This is a genomic window from Hymenobacter arcticus (assembly GCF_054779975.1).
This window is the reverse complement of sequence record NZ_BAAGXF010000020.1, coordinates 19,470-35,204: the sequence shown is the minus strand read 5'-3', so window position 1 is coordinate 35,204 and position 15,735 is coordinate 19,470. Positions and strand designations below refer to the sequence as shown.

The following is a 15,735-nucleotide window of genomic DNA, read 5'->3' as shown; positions in this document are numbered from 1 at the left end:
GTGAAGCGAAAGCCCGTTGAATCTATTCGAATAGCCGGTCACTCTCATCCATCTGGTGTCCGCTTGTCGAATTATCTCCACTGCGCATTTTGTAGCCCTGGCAGAGCGGTTCCAGGCCAGGGCACAATACCTGAGATTTGCCTTGGGGAAGTATTAAAGATGCTTCTGCTGCCTGCGCAACTAGTTGTAGTTGGGCATGTTAAATTGTTCCAACAGCAGATTGAAGGTGATAACTACAATCAGCAAGTCGTTGTCGAAGGGCATGTTGAGCTTGAAGCCGGGGCGGCCGTACATCTTTTTCAGCCGCTCGATAACCACAGGATTAAAGTAGCCCTGCCGCTTAATTTGGTCGTGGCTCAGCAGGTCCATAATCATCTCGTCCTTGTTCTGAATCAATTGGCAGCTGCCGGGCGCGACAAAGCCAAACTTTTGCCTGTGCGCTATCTCGTGGGGCAAGTACTGCCCAGCTACTTTGCGCAACAGATGCTTTTCGGCCAGGCCCTGTAGTTGATACTGGGGCGGAATGGTTTTGGCGAATTCGAACAGCTCCACGTCGAGGAACGGGTAGCGCCCCTCCACGGAATTGGCAAAGCACATCCGGTCGCAGTGGTCGGCGATGAGGTGGTCGGCCAGGCGCAGCTTCAGGTCCAGGTAAGACCGTTTGTGAAAGTTGTTGCGCCCGATGAGCTGCTGCTTGTTGATAGGAAAATTCCGCAGGCAGTCAATCTCCTCGAAGCGGTGGTTGACCGCGTCGGAATAAATCTCCTGATTGTCGGTCCGGAAAGCCGCGTGGTTCTTTTCGTAGAAGAAATTGCTGTCGCCCCACAGCTGCTCGTGCATCTGCTCTTCGAGTAGGGCCGCTAGGTCGCCGCCAGAGCCGGTGCGGTTGCCCACGGCATCGAGCCAGTAGCCCACATAGCCGCCGAAAAGCTCGTCGGCACCCTCGCCGGAGAGCACGACTTTGATGCCTTGGTCGCGCACGCAGGAAGAAAGCGCCATCGAGCACGTGTTGTAGGTTTCCTTCAGGGCCGTTTCGCTGTAGTACACTGTTTTGCGCAGCAGCTCTGAGATGTTCTGCCAGTCGAAGGAGATTTCGTTGTGCTCGCTGGCCAGGTGGGTAGCCATCTTGCGCTGGAAGACGCCCTCGTCAATCTGGGTGTTGTGCTGCTGAGGAAAGGTGACGGCAAAAGACTTGAAAGATGTGGCGGGGTGGGTTTTCTTCATCATGGACCCAATCAGCGACGAATCTAGCCCGCCGCTGAGGTAGAAGCCCACGGGCACGTCGGCGTGCACCCGGTATGCCACCGATTTGAGAAGCTTTTCCTCCAGTACCTCGGCGTAATACTTTTCCGGACGGCCCAAGTCGTACTCGCCGTCCTGCGGGAAGTCAGCATCCCAATAGGTGTGCTCGGTGCACACGTTCTGCTTCATTAGCAGGTAGTGGCCCGGCCGCAGGCTGTGAATGCCCTTGAACATGGTGACCGGGCTCACCCACCCCGGGAAGGAAAACACCTGGTCCAGGCCCGTCATGTTGATTTTGCGCTCGACAAAGGGCACGGCCAGAATGGCCTTGATTTCGGAGGCGAATATCAAGTGGCCGTGCTGCTCGGTGTAGAACAGCGGGCAGATGCCGAAATGGTCGCGCGCCAGCAGCAGCGTTTCGGTGCGCTTGTCGTAGAGGGCAAAGGCAAACTGCCCTACTAGCCGGTCGAAGAGCCGGCACCCGTACTCATGGTAGAGAGGGATGATAACTTCGACATCGCACTCGGAAGTGAACTTGTAGCCCTTGGCGATGTACTCCTGGCGCAGCTCCTTGAAATTAAAGATTTCGCCGTTGCAAATCAGAATGGTTTGCTTATCCGCGCTGTAAAAAGGCTGGGTTCCTCCTGCTAAATCAATAATGCTTAACCGATTAAACCCAAATGCCCAGTAAGGCTCCTGGTGAAAGGTAGTGCCGTCGGGGCCGCGGTGACTTATCGCCCGGGTCATGTTGACGGTGATAGCTTCCGGGACAACGTGTTGCTTGTCCTGGCTAAAAATTCCGGTTATCCCGCACATGGGTTTGGTGCTCGGTAAGGTGGATGAAATTGATGAGTTGCGTGATACGCTCGTGGCGGAGCCAGCCGGCCGGGCTTCCGCCCTGGGCGGCTACAGCTCGTGTGCTAGGGAAAGGCGGCGCTACATTTCAAGCATTTGCGCCAGAAACAAGTCGTTTTCTTCGGCTTCGGTGGCCGAGGTCAACAGGTGAATGTCGACCAAGCGGGTAGTGCCTGCCAGCTGGCTGGCCACGTGCCGGAAGTTGGCGAGCAGGGTCCGCACGGTTTCTTCCCGAAACAGCGCCGTATCGTATTCTAAGTGCACGCGGATGGCCCCCGGCTCCTCGACGAAGAAGAAGCATAAGTCATACTTACTGCTTTGCAGGTCGGAGTCGAAACGCGAAACGGTCAGGCCAGCGGGCTGCGAGGCAGGCTGGGGGCTGTCAATGTTTTGCAGCACCACCATCACATCGAACAGCGGCGAGCGGCCGGGCTGCAACGGCAGGTTGAGCTGCTGGAGCAAGGTGTCGAAGGGATAGAGTTGATGTGTGTAGGCACCGACTACCTGCTGCTTTACCCGTTGGTAAAGCGCAGCCACCGTAGGCAGGCCCGCCAATTGGGTGCGCAGCGCCAACGTATTTACGTACAGCCCAATCTGGCTTTCCAATTCCAGATGCTCCCGCCCGGCAATCGGGGTGCCGATAACCAGGTCGGTTTGCCCCGTGTACTTGGCCAGGAGCACCTGGGTCGTCAGCAGCAAGGTCATGAATGTGGTTCCGGCCTGCTCCACGGTCAGTTGGTCCAGGGCCTGACAATCGGCCCGGTTGATTTCGGTGGTAAGGGTTTTGCCTTGATAGGCTTTTTGCTCCGGTCGGGAAAAGTCGGTGGCTAGGGCGAGCACCGGCACGGGGCCGTCGAACTGGCTCAGCCAGTAGTGCTCTAGGCGCCGGCCATTTTCGCCGGTAAGGTGGGTGCCGAGCCAAGCCTCGTAGGTGCGGTACTGGGTAGGGAGGGCGGGCAAGCGCAGGGGCTGGCCGGCCGTGCCGGCATTGTAGGCCTGCATTAGTTCATCAAACAGCACCTGCATCGACCACCCATCGCCAATGATGTGGTGCAACGTGTACACGAGCACGTGCTCCTGGTGCGCGAGCTGCCATAGTTTGAGCCGCATCAACGGCCCAGTGGCCAGGTCGAACGGCGTGCGGATTTCGGCCAGTACCCGGGCCTCCAGGACTTCCCGGCTGAGATTTTCTTCGCGCAGGTCGACCGTGGTCAGCAGTTCCGATGTGGCAAGGATGGGCAGCACGTGCTGGCTGACGGTCCAGTCGGCGTTTTTGCGGAATACGGTACGCAGGCTCTCGTGCCGGGCTACCACGGCCGCTATGGCGCCCTGCAACGCGGCCTGGTCGAGCTCGCCCGTGAACTGTAGCACGAAGGGCATGTTGTAGGCAATGGTGCTCTCGGTCGACTGGCAGGCTTTCCAGATGCCATACTGGGCGGGCGTCAGGGGAAAGCTTGCCTGCGCTGACGGCTCAGCCCGAAGCGGCTGGCCGGCCGCTTCGGGCTGAGCCGTCAGCAGGAAGGCCGCCTGCTGCCCGATAGTGAGGTGGTCGAACAGTTCACTAAAGCTCACCTTTTTACCAAAGACCTGGTTCACGCGCAGGATAAGCTGCGAGAAGTTCAGGCTATTGCCGCCCAGCGCGAAGAAGCTTTCCTGGGTGCTGATGGGGGACTGCTTGAGCACCGCTTCCCAGATTTTTTGCAGCTCTGCTTCCACTACCGTCGCCGGGGCCACGTAGGGCCGCTCTTCGGCCTGCTTTTGCTCGGTGGCCAGGTGCGCCAGGGCTTTTTCGTCAACTTTCCCGTTCGGTGTGAGCGGGAAGGCCCTTACCTGGAGCCACTCCGTGGGCAGCATGTAGGCCGGGAGCCGCTCAGCCAAGTGGCTGCGCACGCGGGCCACTTCCAGGGGCGTTTCGGCCTGCAGATAAGCGATTAGGTAGCTTTCATCCGCGTGCTTGAGCACCCCCACTAAGGCATTCGAAATTTCGGGTAGCTCTAGCAGCAGGGTCTGGATTTCGCCGGGCTCAATGCGGTAGCCCCGGATTTTGACCTGTTTATCGGCCCGGCCCAAGTAGTCGAAAAGGCCTTGCGCGTTCTGCCGTACCAAGTCGCCCGTTTTGTACCAGATGCGGTTTTGGGGGTCCCAGGGTAGGCTGACGAAACTCTGGGCCGTAAGCTCCGGCTGATGAAAGTAGCCCGCCGCCAGGCAGTCGCCCCCGATGTACAGTTCGCCGATGCAGCTGTTGCCCACGCATTCCAGCTGCTCGTCCAGCACGCACACCGTGGTATTGGCAATGGGCTCGCCGATAAAGATGCGCGCATCCTGCGGGCTTACCTGATGCACCACGCAGCCCACGGTGGCTTCGGTAGGCCCGTATTCGTTGTAAATCTCCATGTCCGGGTTAAGCTGGCGCAGGGTCTGGATATGGTCCCACTCCAGCGCCTCCCCGCCCAGAATTACCTTCTTGACGCCGGTGCTCGTGAGCGGCAGACTCTTGAGCATGGCCACGTGCGACGGCGTCAGCTTCAGCACGTCGATGGCCCGCCCCCCGGTCGCGCTAAAGGCTTCTTCCAAAGTGCTGAGAATGGATTTGTCGGCCTCGCTGATAGTGAGCACCTGGCCCCGGCACAGGGAGGCGTAGATGGCTGTCACGGTCAGGTCAAAGGCAATGGAGGTCAACAGCGCCCAATTGCCCCGCTCGCCGGGCGCGAAATAGTAGTGGTTACACCACTGCACGTAGTTCGTCAGGCTGCCGTGCTGAATCATCACGCCCTTGGGCTTGCCTGTCGAGCCGGAAGTGAAAATAATATAAGCCACGTCGGTCAGCGCCGGCAAGGGCAGCGGGTCGGCCGGGGCCCCTGCCAGCACGTCGTCATGCACAAGCAGGGCGGTGAGGCTGCACAGCTGCTGCTTCCGGCTCCACACTGCGGCCTCAGACAGCACCAGCTGGCAGTCGCCGCTGGCCACAATCTGGCTGATGCGGTTGTCGGGATAAGCCGGGTCAATGGGCACGTAGGCTGCGCCGGCCTTCAGCACGGCCAGGATGCTCACGGGCAGCCACTGGCTCCGGTTGAGCAGGAGCGCCACGTTGTGGCCCGGCCCCACGTCGTACTGCTCCCGCAGTATATGGGCCAGCTGGGTGCTGGTCGCGTCCAGCTGCTCGTAGCTCAGGGTCAGGTTTTTATACACGAGCGCAACCGCGCTCGGATTGACCGCTACCTGCTCCCTGAACAGCTCCACCACGGTTTGGGGCCTGATGGCCGCCGCGAGTACCGCACTGCCCGAGGTGCACTGGGCCAGCTGGTCGGCGGACGACAGCGCCAGCTTTCGGCGCAGGAACGTGCGCCACTGGTCGGCCACCAAGCCGATAGTCTGGGGGGTGTAGGCGTTACTGGCGTAGTAGAAGTCGAACCCGAGTTGCTGGTCCTGCTCCCGCACCACCAATTGCAAATCATGGGCCTCCGTTACGGCGTGCAAGTCCGTAAGCGTGACCGTAATGGCCTCGCCCATCGGCTCAAAAACCGACGCGGGCAGAAAGCCAAACCCGTAGGAATAGCCGTCATTCTTGTCTTTGCCGACGTGCGCGAAGCCGAAGAAATCTTCCCAATCCATCAGTTCCTCTTCCTGCCGCTCCAACTGGACGGGGTGATTGGCCCCGGGGGCCAGGTCGGCTGCGCTCACCAGCAGGGGCACGGTTTTGCTCATCGCGCCCACGGCGTTCTTCAGCTCGTCGTAGAGCCGGTGGTGCCGCTGCAGGCCGATGATGAACTGCTCGGGCCGCTCAAACGAATAGAGGAACCGGGCAAACAGCGACAGCAGCAGGATGCGCAATGGTACGTTTTGAGCAGCGCTCTGCTGCTGCAACTGCTGGTACACGGCTGGCTCGGCCGCTACCTGCCAGCGCGCAATAGTGGGCCTCGCTTCGGTGGCCGGCTGCTCATAGGGTACCAGCGACTTGCGGAAAAGGTAGGGGCGGTACTGCCTCCAGTAGGTTAGCGCGTCTTCCTCGGCCGCCCCCAGCAGGTCCTGCTGCCAGGATACGTAGTTCTCATACGGCAGCAAGTCATCCTCGGCGGCCAGCGCGGCACCATTGGCCAGGTCAGCCACTTCCCGCAGCAGCAGGTGCAGGCTGGCCGCGTCGGCCTGCAACGGGTGCACCTGCACCCAGACGAGCGTCAACTCGGGACCCAACTTGATAATGGCTGCCCGCAATGAGTCGTTCAGCTGCATCGGGGCTACCCAGGTGGCTCGCAGGGCCGCGAGTTGCTGCTGCGTGGCCGCGTTGTCCAGCGGCCAGTCGTAGATGGTGCACGCGAGCAGGGCGTCTTCCTGCGCTTGCTGCAGCGGGTAGTGCAGCGCCGAAGACTGGTTGAACTGCATGGCAAGACTGTTATGACGCCGCACCACCCGCTGGAGCAGTTCGCGCACGTACTCGGGCTCAACAGCGCCGACGACTTCTGCGGTGGCCCATACTCCACCATGCTGCACCTGACGGGTGCTGTCCCAGATTCTGACTTGGGCCGGCGATAAAGAATACCCCTGAAGGGTAAGCGGATTATTTTCCATGAGTGGTCCTGGCAGTTAGGGGAAAAGGAAGGCGCACCAACTCCAGCGGGAGCGCTGGTCTCGCAGTCAAGTGGCTTATTGGAATTAGCGGGGAAGCCTGATAGCGGGCCATGATGCGTGGCAAGCCGCGAGTTGGGCGGAGGCCAACGCCGGCGATGGCAAGCTTCTGCCGGGCCTGGGCGGGCATTGGGCGCGTCCAGGCCCGGGGGCCTAGTCTGCCAGAGGTTCAAGCAAGGATACCAGAATCTGTCTGTCGCCTTTGAAAGGACGGCGGCCGTGCGCCATGAGCATGTTATCCAGAAACAGCACGTCGCCTTTTTTCCAGGGAAAAACAATCAGCGCCTTCTGGTAGGCCTCGCCAATCTCCTCTACTTCGGCCCGGCTGATTTCGGAGCCATCGCCGAAGCAGGTATCAAAGGGCAGGTTATCCGCACCCAGGATGGTGAGTAGGTCTTCTTCGAGCGTATACTTATTGAAAAAGAAGGCGTGGTTGAACCACGTGGGCTCGCCCGTTTCCGGGTGGGTATAAATTGCCTTTTTCCGCCAGCGCGTCACCAGCTTTTCCTCACCTTGCCACGCAAATTCTATGTTGCTCTGACGGCAGATTTCCTCTGCCACCGCTTTATCGGTGGTCTGGAATACTTCCTGCCAGGGTAGGCCCAGCTTTTCCGACAGGTTGCGGGTGTACATCACACCCAGCCGCGCAAACTTTTCCCGCAGGGCCGGGCTTAGGTTGGCCAGTACTTCGCGTGTGTCGGCAATGGGAGTTTCGCCCTGCTCGGCCGCCGGGGTCACACAGCAAAAGATGACCCGCATCGGCCAGGAGCTGGCGTACGACGACTCGCTGTGCATGTTGATGGTCTGGTCGGCGGGATGCGTAGTGGTGTGGTAGATTTTATCGCCCACTTCGTGCCGGGGCGACGACCGCATCTTATATTCCAGCGTGTTGAGCTCCAACTGGTCCACGAATTTTTTGAAGCTGGCCACCGTATCCACCTCCACGTCGCGGAAGAGAATGCCGCCGTACTGCTGGAGGTAACGGGCTACCAGCGGCTTGTTTTCCTGCATCCAGCCGCCCAAATTCAGGCCCGGAATTTGGCAGGTGAGCACTAACAGCGATTTGGTTCCAGGCAGGAGGGATTCCTGCATGGCATTTTCCTGTAAGTTCAGAAACTGGGCCGGCATAGCCTTGGCTTTGCTGAGGCCCCCTATCATTTCTCTGGTACGCATGGCGGCGAGTGGTTTTGTCCTTGCCTTGGCAAAGGGTTGTTTGATAATGTCCGACGGCGATGAATGGCCAGGCCGTCGGGATGAAAGCAATTGCAATGGAGCGGTTTCGGCTAATGCCTTTCGCTGAGTGGTCGTTTGGGGCGCGGCACCTAGCCCTGGGCGCCTTCTCAGCTGCCGACGGTCGGGGGAATTACTTTTTCAGCGATACTAGGCGTTGCTTCACGCTGGACTTGCGCTGGGCGTGCCGCTGGGCTTCGATGCCTTCCTGCAAATCGGCTATGGTGAGGGCGGGCTGCTGGCCGAACCGGGCAATCATGTCGGCGAAGGCCTCCCGCATTTGCTCGACATCAGATTTGGCGAACTTGCTGGGCAGGTATACGAAGCGAATCGTCAGCCCCGCAGGGCTTGGCAGCACGTGCAGCGAAAAGTCGAGATTATTGGGCTCGTACGACTTCACGTGCAGCAGTTCCCAGGGGGCCTGCCCGGCCTCGGCCATTGGGTAGTTGCGAAACACCAGCACATGGTCGAACAACGCCTGCGCGGAGCGCACGTGTGGCATCTGGCTGAGAGGCGTGTAGTGGTAGGGCAGGGAGGCAATTGCCTGTGCCCGCACCCGGTCCAGTACGTCGCGCAGAGGCTCATAACGCTGGAAGCGCACCCGTACGGGAATGGTATTGATGAAAAGGCCCACCATCGACTCGACGCCTTCTAGCTCGGCCGGGCGCCCCGACACTACAATCCCGAAAACGACGTCGCTGCACTGGTTTTTGCTGCCCAGGTACACGCTCCATAAGGTTTGCGTCAGCTCATTTAGGGTGGTACCCGTTTCCCGGACCGTTTGCTGCAGGCGAGCGAACTGCTCCCCGGCCACGGTGAACTCAACGGTTGCCAAATCCCGCACTAGCTCGTGGGTTTCTTCTTCCCGGCCGATGTTGGTGGGGTTCACATAACCCGCCAGGTACTGGCGCCAATACTCCTGACCGGCCGCCGCCGGGTAGGTGTGTAGCCACTTGATGTAGTCGACATACGCGGGCGGCGTTGGCAGGGCCGCCGGAGCCTGCTGGCTCGCGGACGTGTACAGTGCCTGAAACTCGTGCATAATCAAGGGCATGCACCAGCCATCCATTATGATGTGGTGGTAGCTGAGAACCAACTCAAACACATCCTCTTGCAGGCGGAATAAGTGCCAGCGCAGGGGCAGCTCCCGCTGCAAGTCGAAGCGGCGCGCCCGGTCCTTCGCCGCGTAGTTGTCCAGGATGACCTCGGGTGCTTCCTCCCCCAGCAGGTCAGTAAATCCGCCTTCCGGCAAGCGGTCGGCCAGTACGATTTGCAGGACTTCCGCGCCCAAGTGGTCGTTGAAAATCGTTCGCATCACGCCGTGGCGCCGGGCCAGCTCCTGCAAGGCCTCGGCGACCAGGGCAGGCTGCAGCGCCCCCTGCAAGCGGTAGCGCGTTTGCTCGAAATAGGCTGTGGAAGCCGGGTAGCGAGCGTGGTAGTAGTAGAAGCTCTGCTGCATGGGGCTCAGCGGGTACACGTCTTCAAGAACCCACTCCTTTTGCAGCTTCAGCAAGGCCCCCAGCTCTACCTTATCGAACGTGAGGTCGCTGGCGGTCAAGAAATTGTTTTCGGCGGCTTCGCAAACGCCTACCAACAGCAATAGTTGCTCGTGCCACTGCGCTAGCAGGCGCTGCATGGTGGCCGGCTGGTACTGCCGGGCACTATAACGCAGAGAAAGCTGCAACTCCTGGTCGGCAATAGCCGCCGTCACATCGACGGCAAACAGGCGCGGCTGTGCTTCATTCCGTTCCGCCCCCTTGCCTTCCGTCGACAGGGTAAAGTAGTGCTCGCCTTCGGCCGGGGCAGCCTGAAACTGCCCCAAGTAATTGAAGCATATATCAGCCGGCGGCGCGGGGGCTGGCTTGGCAGCAGCCAGATAGCGCCAAATGCCATACTGGCTGCCCACGCCGGCATACTCCCGGATGGCTTCCTTCACCTCCGTCAGGTACAGGAGAGCGTCGGGTTGGTAGCGGGGTAGCAGCACCGGGAACATGGACGTAAACCAGCCCACCGTGCGGCTCAGATCCAACTGCATCGCGCTGTTCCGGCCGTGGCTTTCCATCACCAGGCCCGGTTGCGCTATCCCGAAGCAGGCGTGCAGGCTCTGGCCGAGGCCAGCTAGCAGCAGGTCTTGCACGTCTGCCTTCAGCACACGGCGCGCGGCCTGAACCAAGGACTGGGTTTGCGCCGCAGACAGTCGCACGTGCAGCTGTACGGCATCCTGCTCGCGGTTGGGGCCCTGCGGCGTATCCCTGGGTAAGGTGCTGAGCCGGCGCTCCACGGCCTGCCAGCGGGCGTCGGCCTCCTGGAGCAGCGCCGAATCGGCCAGGGCCTGCAGGTGCTGCACCCACTTGCGGTACGAGTGCGTAAGAGGTAGCAGTGGCAACTCGCGCGCCGCTGCCGCTGCTGCGTAAAGAGTCTCAAAGTCTTCCAGCAAAATCCGCCAGGATACGCCATCGATGATGAGGTGGTGCGCACACAGCAGTATGGCATCCTGGTCGTGGTGCTGGTAGAGCACGCACTTAAATAGGGGGCCGGTGGTGAGGTCGAAGCTCGCTTGGACGTGGTCGGAGAGGCGTTCTACCGTGGCCCCGTTGTCGGCCAGGGTCAGGTCCAGGAAACTATGCACCTCCAGGGCAACCTCGGTGTGGGTACGCACTTCCTGCACCCAGGCGCCGTTTTCCTCCTGATAGTACACGGCGCGCAGCATGTCGTGGCGCTCGGCTAGGGTGCGCAGCACCGCAGTTAGCCAGTTGAGGTCGACGGACTGGGCACTGTGTAGCACCACCGACTGATTGTAGTGCGCGGGCGCGGTGGTCATGGACGCGAAAAAATACTGTTGAATCGGGCTCAGGGGCACTATTCCGCTCGTAATTTCTTCTTCGATGGCCACCTGCTCGTCCCGCAGCACGGCCGCCATCTGCTGCAGAGTGGGATGCTGCATGGCCTCGACCACGCTCAGGTGCAGGTGGTGTTTTTTTAGTTTGGCAACCAGTTGAATGGCCTTGATGGAGTCGCCGCCCAGCGCAAAGAAGTCGTCGGTGCGGCTGATAGTATCCACTGCCAGCACCTCTCGCCAGACGGCCAGCAGCGTGGTTTCTTTTAGCCCGGTGGCGGCCTCGAAGCCTTTAGTGACCGGCTCAGTCGCCGCGAACAGGCCGGCGTATTCCATCGGGGCCGCCTGGGCCGGGGTCGGCGCGGGCAGAGCCAGCGTGCGTAGGGACTGGCTGCTATGCTCCAGAAACAGGGATAGCAGCGCCGTGAAGTGCCGGGCCAACTGCTGGATAGTGGCGGCCTGGTACAGGTCGGTACTGTATTCCAAGCGCAATAACAGCTCCTTGTCTTCGGTTTCGACGAAAAACCAGGTCAGGTCGAACTTACTGCTCTCGCCGGTGTAAGAGAGCGGCCGTACGTCCAGGTCGGGGAGCGCCTGGCGGCCAGCACCGGCGGCCACCTGCACATCCTGGGTGTTTTGCAGCACCACCATGATGTCGAACAGCGGCGAGCGGCTGGCGTTGGGCTTCAGCTTCAGGTCCTCCACCAGCTTATCGAACGGGTAGCGCTGATTCTCAAACCCTGCTAGCACACCCTGCTTCACGGTTTCAAACAGTTGGGCCAGCGTGTCATCGAGGTTAAAGCGGGTGCGCAGGGCCAACGTGTTGAGATAGCAGCCCACCTGCTGCTCGACGCTGACAAAATCGCGGCCAGCCGTGGGCACCCCCAGCACCACGTCGGGCAGGGCCGTGTGGTGGGCTATCAGGGCGTTCACTAGGGTGAGAAGGCCTATAAACAACGACCCGCCCAGGTCGTAGCACCGGTGTTCGAAGGCCTGAAGTTGCTGGGCCGGAATGATGAACTCGGCCAGGGCGCCGGCAGAGGTTTTGACGGCGGGCCGAGGCTTTTGCAGTGCCAGGTCGATACGGGGCCAGCCCTCGCGAAACTGCTCCTGCCAATACGCTGCCGGCGCGGTCAGGGCCCCCTGCGTGAGTTGCTCATGGCACCACACAGCGTAGTCCTTGTACTGGAATGAGAGGACGGGCAACGGCACGGCTTGCCGCTGCTGCAGCCCGTGGTACAGGGCCAGCAACTCGGTGAAAAACACGTTCATCGACCAGCCATCGCTGATGATGTGGTGCATCACGTAGCCCAGCACGCACTGCGCGTCTTCGGTTTGGTAGAGCGCAATCTTCAGCAGCGGGGCGGCGGCTAGGTCGAAAGGCTGCAAGGCGTCGGCCCGGAAGCGGGCGGCTATGGCATCCAGCGGCAGCACCCCGGGGTGGTGAGTGAATACCTCCTGAATTTCTAAGCTTGGCAGCACCCACTGCAGCACCCGCTCCTGCTCGTCCTGGCGGAATACGGTACGCAGTATCTCGTGCCGCACCAGCAACTGGCCCAAGGCTTCGGCCAGCAGTCCGGGGTCGAGCGGAGCCCGCAGCACGTAAGCGCTCGACATGTTGTAGGCACTCGAGTGCTCTTGCATCTGCTGGAGCACCCAGAACCGTTTCTGGGCGGGCGATAAGGGGTAGCCGTCGCGCTCGGCGCACGGCAACACTACAGCCGACGCGCCCGGTGCCGACGCTGGCGGCGGCAGAATATGGGCAAGCTCTTCCAGTATCGGATGCGCGAAAATGTCGCTCAGGCGCAGGCTGGCTCCCAGCCGCTCGCTGATGCGCGAAATCAGCTGCGTGGCCTTGAGGCTGTGCCCGCCCAGCTCGAAGAAATTGTCGGTGACGCTGACCTGGGACACGCCCAACAGCTCCAGCCAAATGGTCACTAGTGCGTGCTCTACCTCGTTGCGGGCAGCCACGAACTGGGACGCGTCCTCTTCCACGTAGGCCTTGGGATTGGGCAGCTTACTGCGGTCAATCTTCCCATTCGAGGTGAGCGGGATGGTCAGCACGCGCATAAAGTAGCTCGGCACCATGTAGGGCGGCACCCGTAGTTGTAAATCTAGCTTCAGCTCTTTGGCGCTGAGTGCGCTCTCGCTGGTATAGTAAGCCACCAAGAAGCCGTCCTCGTCTTCGTCTTGAAGGGCCACTACTACGGCGGCCTGCACTTGCGGATGCTGGAGCAGGTTGTTTTCCAGTTCCCCCAGCTCAATCCGGTGGCCCCTGATTTTTACCTGGTTATCGATGCGACCCAAGTACTCCAGGTCGCCGCTGAGCGTGACGCGGGCCAGGTCGCCGGAGCGGTATAGGCGCCGACCGGGCACTGCGGGCAGCTCCACGAACCGCTGGGCGGTGAACTGCTCCTGGTTGAGGTAGCCAGCGGCTACCCCCTCCCCGGCCACGTACAGCTCGCCCACTACCCCGCGCGGTACGTGCTGCTGCCCAGGGCTTAGGATGTAGCAGCCGAGCGTGGGAATCGGCCGGCCAATGTTGCTGATGCCGCTTTCAATTTCCGGCTGCTTGATTTGCTTGTATGTCACGTGCACGGTCGTTTCCGTGATGCCGTACATGTTAATCAACTGCGTTTGCGGGTACTTCAGCGACCAAGCCTTGAGCTGTTGGGGTGCCAGGGCCTCGCCACCGAAGATAACATAGCGCAGGGCGGGCAGGGGCATGGCCTGGGCCGCGTCGACCTGCGCCAGCCGGTAGAAGGCGGAAGGCGTCTGATTGAGCACCGTAACGCGCTGCTCGGCCAGCAACTGCCAGAAAAGCTCCGTGTCCTTGGCCACCATTTCGGGCACCACCACTAATTTACCCCCGTACAGCAGGGCCCCGTACATCTCCCACACCGAAAAGTCGAAGCAGTACGAGTGAAACAGGGTCCACGCGTCCGCACTGGTGAAGTCGAAGAGGTTCTGCTCGTTGAACAGCAGGCGCACCACGTTGCGGTGCGTCACCTCCACGCCCTTGGGCCGGCCCGTCGTGCCCGAGGTGTAGATGACGTAAGCCAGTTGCTGCGGCGCAATGGCCACGGCGGCTTCAGTGGCGGGTAGTTGCGCTTGCAGGCACAAGAACTCGTCCAGCATCTGCTGGTTCACGAGCACCTTGCTGCGCGAGTCGGCCACGATGTAGTCGATGCGCTCGCGGGGGTAGCCGGGGTCGATGGGAATGTAGCAGCCGCCGGCTTTCAGAATCCCCAACAGCATCCCCACCAAGTGCCCGGAACGGGGCAGGCAAACGGCCACGAAATCCTTGTTCTGCACCTGGTGGTGCGTTTGCAGGTAAGCTGCAAACTGACTGCTGTAGGCATGCAGCGCCGCGTAGGAGGTAGACTCCTCGTTGAAAACGACGGCCGGATTAGCGGGCACGGCCTGGGCCTGCCGAGCAAAGAGGCTGACGAGGGTTTCCGTCGTCGGAAACGCTACCCCCGTCAAGTCGAGGGCCGTGGCCAGCTGTGCGGCCTGGGTCGGGGCCAGATACGGAATTTGAATAAGAGGCTGCGTCAGGAACCCGCCGAGCTGGCTCAGCCAGTAAAGCAGGTTTTCGCAGAAGGCAGCAACCGTGGTGCGGTCGAAGAGGAGCTTGTTGAAGGTGAGGTAGCCACCCAGGCCATCCGCGTCTTCCTTGAACAGCAGGTTCAAGTCGTATTTGCCCAAGCCGTAGTTGGTTTCCAGGTACGACCACGCGGTGCGCGCCGTATGCCGGGCCGGGCTAGCCGTTTCGTAATGGAAGAGCACGTCGAAAAAGGCTGTCCGGCTCATGTCCTTCGCCGGGTTCAGCAGCGTGCACAGTTGCTCAAAGGGTAGGTCCTGGTACGCCTGGGCTTCTTCTAGTTGGTACGACACCTGGTCCAGCAGTTCGTCGAAGCACGTCGTCAGGTCCAGGTAGTTGCGAATGACCAGCAGGTTGTCGGCCGGGCCGGCGGCGGCTCCCAGATGCTGGCGGTGGTTGTCGCCGAGCGTGCCGACCACCACTTCTGCCAGCCCCGAATAATGGTGCAGCAGCACCAAAAAAGCCGTCAGCAGCACCTCTTTGCCCGAGTGGCCCCGCGCGGCCCCTATGGCCTGTAGCTGCCCGGCCAGTGGGGCCGGGATGCGAAAGGCAAAGGTGTCGCCATCGTACAGGTGGATGTGGTCGCGGGGATAATCCGTAGTAATTTCCAGGGCCTGCACGTTGCCCTTCAGCTGGTGCTTCCAGTAGAGGAGCAGGGCTTCCACGGTTTGCTCGGGAAATTCTTTTTGCCAGAGCGCATAGCTGCCGTATTGCAACTCCAACGGGGCCAGGGCCGGCTCGCGGCCCTGTTCCAGCTGCTGGTACACCGCAATAAGCTCTGCAAACAGGGTTTGCAGCGAAAACCGGTCGGCGATGAAGTGATGAAATACCCACAGCAGGTAGTGCTGCTCCCGCTCATCGCTGAAAAGCGTCGGGCGGTGCATAGCGCCGCCATACAGGTCGAAAGCCTGCCGCACGTACGGCTGCAGGGCTGTTGCTACGTCGTCGGCTACGCTGGGCAGCGGACGCTGCTCCAGCGGCACCAGGTAGGTGGCCGCCAGAATCATTGCCGGGGCGCTGCCGGGCTGTAGCGTACACCGCAGCACCTCGTGCCGAGCCACTAGGTAATCGATGGCTGCTTGCAGGCACTGGCGGTCGAGGGGACCGTCAATTTTCAGCAGCAAGGGCAGGTTGTGGTAAACGGGGCTGGCCTCGTATAGCTTCCCTTTCTCGAAGGTATCGATGAACCAAAGACGCTCTTGGTGAAAGGAGAGCGGTAAAGAAATACTCATTATCTCCTGCTTACTCATGGTTGAGGGAATTCCAGAATGGATGAAGCCTAGCTACTGCCCGCGGGGCACTGGCCCGGGGGTGCGGCGGAGGCGTTCGAACGTGCCCCCGGGCC

The 15,735-nt window shown here is 60.9% G+C and carries 4 protein-coding genes; all 4 read right to left on the bottom strand.

Annotation, left to right across the window (positions count from 1 at the left end; all coding sequences use genetic code 11):
* Positions 1–180: 180 nt before the first annotated feature.
* The 4 genes from asnB to ACYVGC_RS22450 all read right to left on the bottom strand — a co-directional run bounded on the left by asnB (position 181) and on the right by ACYVGC_RS22450 (position 15,622).
* Positions 181–2,058 carry an asparagine synthetase B family protein gene (gene asnB / locus ACYVGC_RS22465; protein WP_460586080.1) on the bottom strand — a complete coding sequence of 626 codons (1,878 nt, stop codon included), beginning with the start codon at positions 2,056–2,058 and terminating at the stop codon, positions 181–183.
* A 120-nt stretch (positions 2,059–2,178) separates the two neighbouring features.
* Positions 2,179–6,663, bottom strand: coding sequence for an amino acid adenylation domain-containing protein (locus ACYVGC_RS22460; protein ID WP_460586079.1), 4,485 nt, complete (start codon positions 6,661–6,663; stop codon positions 2,179–2,181).
* Positions 6,664–6,873: 210 nt separating this feature from the next.
* On the bottom strand, positions 6,874–7,893 hold the full coding sequence (locus ACYVGC_RS22455) for a TauD/TfdA family dioxygenase (protein WP_460586078.1): 1,020 nt from the start codon (positions 7,891–7,893) through the stop codon (positions 6,874–6,876).
* A 190-nt stretch (positions 7,894–8,083) separates the two neighbouring features.
* On the bottom strand, positions 8,084–15,622 hold the full coding sequence (locus ACYVGC_RS22450; protein WP_460586077.1) for an amino acid adenylation domain-containing protein: 7,539 nt from the start codon (positions 15,620–15,622) through the stop codon (positions 8,084–8,086).
* Positions 15,623–15,735: the final 113 nt, after the last annotated feature.

Coding starts and splice junctions, on each gene's coding strand:
- ACYVGC_RS22455 (WP_460586078.1), bottom strand. CDS start 7,893: ATGCGTACCAGAGAAATGATAGGGGGCCTCAGCAAAGCCAAGGCTATG.
- asnB (WP_460586080.1), bottom strand. CDS start 2,058: ATGTGCGGGATAACCGGAATTTTTAGCCAGGACAAGCAACACGTTGTC.
- ACYVGC_RS22460 (WP_460586079.1), bottom strand. CDS start 6,663: ATGGAAAATAATCCGCTTACCCTTCAGGGGTATTCTTTATCGCCGGCC.
- ACYVGC_RS22450 (WP_460586077.1), bottom strand. CDS start 15,622: ATGAGTATTTCTTTACCGCTCTCCTTTCACCAAGAGCGTCTTTGGTTC.